General features: G+C 28.8%; 4 protein-coding genes. All 4 read right to left on the bottom strand.

Features of this window, described 5'->3' with window-relative positions:
• Positions 1-101 precede the first annotated feature (101 nt).
• Positions 102-1,256 carry an SIR2 family NAD-dependent protein deacylase gene (locus tag BM072_RS15220; protein WP_262481181.1) on the bottom strand — a complete coding sequence of 385 codons (1,155 nt, stop codon included), beginning with the start codon at positions 1,254-1,256 and terminating at the stop codon, positions 102-104.
• A 7-nt stretch (positions 1,257-1,263) separates the two neighbouring features.
• Positions 1,264-1,668, bottom strand: coding sequence for an SIR2 family protein (locus tag BM072_RS15215; protein ID WP_092910688.1), 405 nt, complete (start codon positions 1,666-1,668; stop codon positions 1,264-1,266).
• 230 nt (positions 1,669-1,898) lie between these two features.
• The gene (locus tag BM072_RS15210; RefSeq protein ID WP_092910695.1) at positions 1,899-2,441 is read right to left on the bottom strand and encodes a hypothetical protein; all 543 of its coding nucleotides are present in this window, start codon (positions 2,439-2,441) and stop codon (positions 1,899-1,901) included.
• A gap of 235 nt (positions 2,442-2,676) precedes the next feature.
• Positions 2,677-4,056, bottom strand: coding sequence for an ATP-binding protein (locus tag BM072_RS15205; RefSeq protein ID WP_092910685.1), 1,380 nt, complete (start codon positions 4,054-4,056; stop codon positions 2,677-2,679).
• Positions 4,057-4,297 lie beyond the last annotated feature (241 nt).

The raw sequence follows: 4,297 nt of genomic DNA, 5'->3' as shown, positions 1-4,297 counted from the left end.
GATAACTCCATAAGAATTAAAAGCTAACTTCGGTTCCGTTCAACAGGCTTTCATCTCATGCCCTCCGGGCTAGACGAAAGCTTAGTTATTAGCCGCAGTTGTTATTTTTCCAATTTATATTTAAGAAAGTCGTATAGGCAAATCAATTTTCTTACTTGAGTTTTAAGATTTTCGTTTTTTGGATTGATAGATTTTATAAACTCAAATAATTCATCACTTGAAATTTTTTCAATATCAAGTAGTGGTATATAGATAATTGCATGCTCTACAGTTTCGGATTCAACTAACTGTTTTACGGAGTTATACTTTTCATTGATTTGGTCTTTTTTATTTTTATATTGACTAACAGGATAAAAATTATCAGTTTTTATAGAATTGACTTTTTCAATATGTGCTGGAGTAAACTCTTGGGTATCATCATTAATTGGGATATTACCATTTTCATCAAGTAAATTTGCTAGTCTAAGATATTTGAAATATGGAATGTATCCTGGAATTGTAGGAATAGCATTTTTTGATAGTTGTGCGGGATCAACTTGTAAATTATTATAAACTATATCCAACAATAAATCTCTTCCGCTAACTGCTTTTATGCCCATCATAGATAGATTTTCTTTAATCCCAAATCCATAAACAAACTGAACTTTTTCTAAATCAAGTTTGTCAAGATTTGTATCATCTGCCAAGTAGATTTTACTTTTTGATTTGCTATTCTTTACAAAATCAAAAACCATATTTTTCATATGCCTTAAAATCTTAATTGGTAGCTTTCTATTATTGTTTGCAAGGACTTTGTATAAACTATTTAGAGACTTATATCTTATTCTTTTTATCGGTAGGTTTAAACCATTAATTAGGTAATTTCCATCACTAATTGCACTTTCATCAACTGAGCTATCACGCTCGCAAAATATTAAACGGTCTTTAAGCTTATCAATACTCTTTTTATCTAAGATTTTTATTATTGATTCTAGAATTGAATGAATATTTTCATCCCCAATATTATATCCTAAAAATATGATTGGGTGTTCCATAAATATAGTCAAAAGCTTAGCAGCCAAATATGGGTTTTTAGAATGAAATTCTTCATAGTCATTCTTACTTAATACTAGGCTATTTGGATTACTTACACATCCATGGATTTTATAAATTTCGCCAATGTCAATATTGTTGTTAAAAATTAAACTATCTTGACCAATATAAACCATGAATTCTTTAAATGTTTTTTCTAATAAAATATCCCAGTTTGTTGTTATTATACCTTCAACATTTATTTTCTTTTAATAAGCGATATTCTTCAATTAAATCTTCATTTATTTGATATTCATTTTTTTCAAAATATTTGCATATTTCATATTTGAGTGGAGCTTCTTTATCTTTTACAAATTCTTGGAAATTTTCTCTGCTTTCTTTAAATTTATCATCTTTCCACCAATTCTCAAATAAATCTTCAGCCATCAATGATGCAACTACAGTTAAATCATTATTTGCCTTAGAATTATAATAATGAAAGTTGTTTGGCAATTCTAATTCTTTACAAATTTCAGTCAATAGTGAAGCCCATCCTAAAGTATTTATATATCTTGAAGATAATCCACTTCCAATAAAAAGGTAAGGTGCAGAATTAATTTTTTTTAAGTGATTTTCAAAGTCATTTTCGAAGCTCATAATTTACGGGATCTGTTTTTTTTACAATTGTGGCTAACGGTTCAGTATTTGCGAAGAACGGTAGAATTTGAACGAAGTTCAATTTCATACGTTCAAGCAAATTGCTTTTTTTGTAGAAACTAATTTAGTTTAAAGTTTTGGAAAAAGCAATTTTGTGTTGGAAAAAACAAAGTCTGAAAAGTTTACTTTCAGACCGTTTTTTGCAAATACCATGTTAACTGCTGGTGCTATTATTCTAAGTCTAATTCGTTTTTTATTATACTTTTTTCAGATTTTCGTTCTGATTTTCTTCGTTCTGATTTTTGTTTTTGAGCATATTTATTAATATTACCGATGCACATTTCATATTCAGCCATAAAAGAACCTTGTTTTATCATAATTCCATTCATCGGACAAGTTTCGTATCCGCAGTTGTGTTTTGAATATTCACCAAAATTTTGATGTTTTATTCGTTTCTTTTTAAGGATTAATTCTTGATTTTTTCGGATTTGCCTCCAAAGTTCATCTTTATCCCCATTAGTTAATTCTAAACCTAATGTTTTAACTTTTATGTATGTCCAAGGATCTTTAATTTGAAGAAATTCAAAAGTTTTTTCAAAGTGCTTATTTGCAAATTCTCTTATTTGAATTTTCTCATCAAGACTTGTGTTTTCGTTTTCAAAAATTGAACGATAGAGACCTAAAGTATTAAAGTCACAATACTGCTTATGATTGTCAATATAGTTTAGATATTCATTAAAACTAAGTGTATTAAATTTTCTATCGATTTTCATAAGTTCATTTATGCGTATATTTTGAAGCACTTGCAGTTAACGATCAAGTATTGGCGAAGGACGGGCTTTAACAACCGAAAAGTTCAATTAAAACTGCCCTGAGCAAAAACTTTTTCTTTTTAGCTAATTTGAGTAATTTAGCGAAAAAGAAAAAGTTTTTTGCGACTAAATATCACAAATAGTTTAACTTATAACTTCCTCCCGTCTTTTGCCAATACACCGTTAGCTGTAGTATTTATTTGATTTTTATCCAAGATGATTTCCTTCCTTGTTTTCCGTCGTCATCAGATTTTTTGATTAATCCTTTATCTCTTAATTTATAAAAAGTTTGTTTCATAATATCAGCTGAGCTTACACCTGTTAGTTCTCGACCTTCTGCATTAGTAATTTCGTCATGCGTTTCCAAGTATTCAATAATTAGCTGCTCTGCGGAAGCTAAAGGTTCATGTAATATTGTAACTAATACACTATTCTCTTTTTCAACAATTGAAGGTTTTTTCAATCTTAAATTCTTTATTTCATCAAAAGCAGAATTTAAACCTTCTCCAACATCCTTATTAGGTGCATCCGGAAATTTGTTTATTAATCTTACAAGTGTCCCATTTCTTGCGAATTGTTCATTGAGGATGTTTCGTATAGTAACATGACCTGGTAAAACTCCAGGACTTTCTATTTCAACTCTATTGTCAAAAATTCTTATATGTATATCTGCCTGAATGCTATAATCCCGATGTAATACTGCATTAGTAATAATTTCATGTAAAGCGATTGCAGGATAATTTACACTTTGAAGTCCATATTCATCTAATATTTTAGAAGATTCAATTATTTCCTTTACTTTTGCTACAGATTCTTTAATTATATTATATAAATTACCTTCAATAGATATTGGGTCGAAATCTAATGTTTCTCTTGTCCCTTCAAGTGCTTTCGTTCTGTATTTGTAAATTTTTATAGCACTTTGTTTTGGTAATGCTGCTTGTGGCTCATCAGAAAATAATAAGACAGCTGAAACTTTCGGTTTGTCTCCAAGAATAAGTAATTGTTTTTTTAACCACGCTAATGGTTCGTTTGTAGGAATTATTTCTATCATAAATTCATAAATTGATAATGAATCAGAAACAAATTCTACCGGTATATCAAGAGTGTTGTCTTCAAAAGAATATAATCCTTTATCTAATTTTAATCTTTCAATTTCCTCTTGTGATCTTATTTTTAAATTTTGAGCACTTCTTCTTTTGTAAATTTCACCATCATTAGCAACAATAATATCTTTGTTCTTTTTTATTTCAATTTTTAGAACATAACTATTATTATAATGAAGAAATGTATAGCTGAAATTATCACCTAATGGAAATAATTTTTCAAATACTTGTATAAAACCATTTGCATCCTCAATCGTTGAAAAACCATCCCAAGATTTTTTGCTTTTATTTTCAATTTCCTCTATTCCAATATATACTTCACCACCAACAGCATTTGCTAAAGCTGAAATTGTATTAGTTAATTTACTTGGAGAAATTCTCTTAGACTTAAAATCAGCAAAGTGAGATTCTTCAATTTCAAGAATTTTATTAACTTGTTCTTGTGTGATAATAATAGTATCAATTTTCATGTAATGCTCTGTTTAATATTACAGCTAACGGTTTGGGTATTGCTGAAGGGCGAGATTTCGAAGCACTTCAGTTCAACTAAATTACAAAAATTGATAGAAGTACACAAGTTCAAATTATAACTTCAACCCGCCTTTTAGCAATACCTTGTTGAACTAAACCTCCGGTAGCTTTTCCGTTATAAACCATATATTTAGGATATTTAAAATTCAAAATTATGGTAACTAAAAAAAATCTCCGGAG

Origin of the sequence: Algoriella xinjiangensis (genome assembly GCF_900115015.1) — a bacterium.
Taxonomy (GTDB): domain Bacteria; phylum Bacteroidota; class Bacteroidia; order Flavobacteriales; family Weeksellaceae; genus Empedobacter; species Empedobacter xinjiangensis.
The sequence above is the reverse complement of the archived record's forward strand: the minus strand, read 5'-3'. Positions and strand labels throughout refer to the sequence as shown.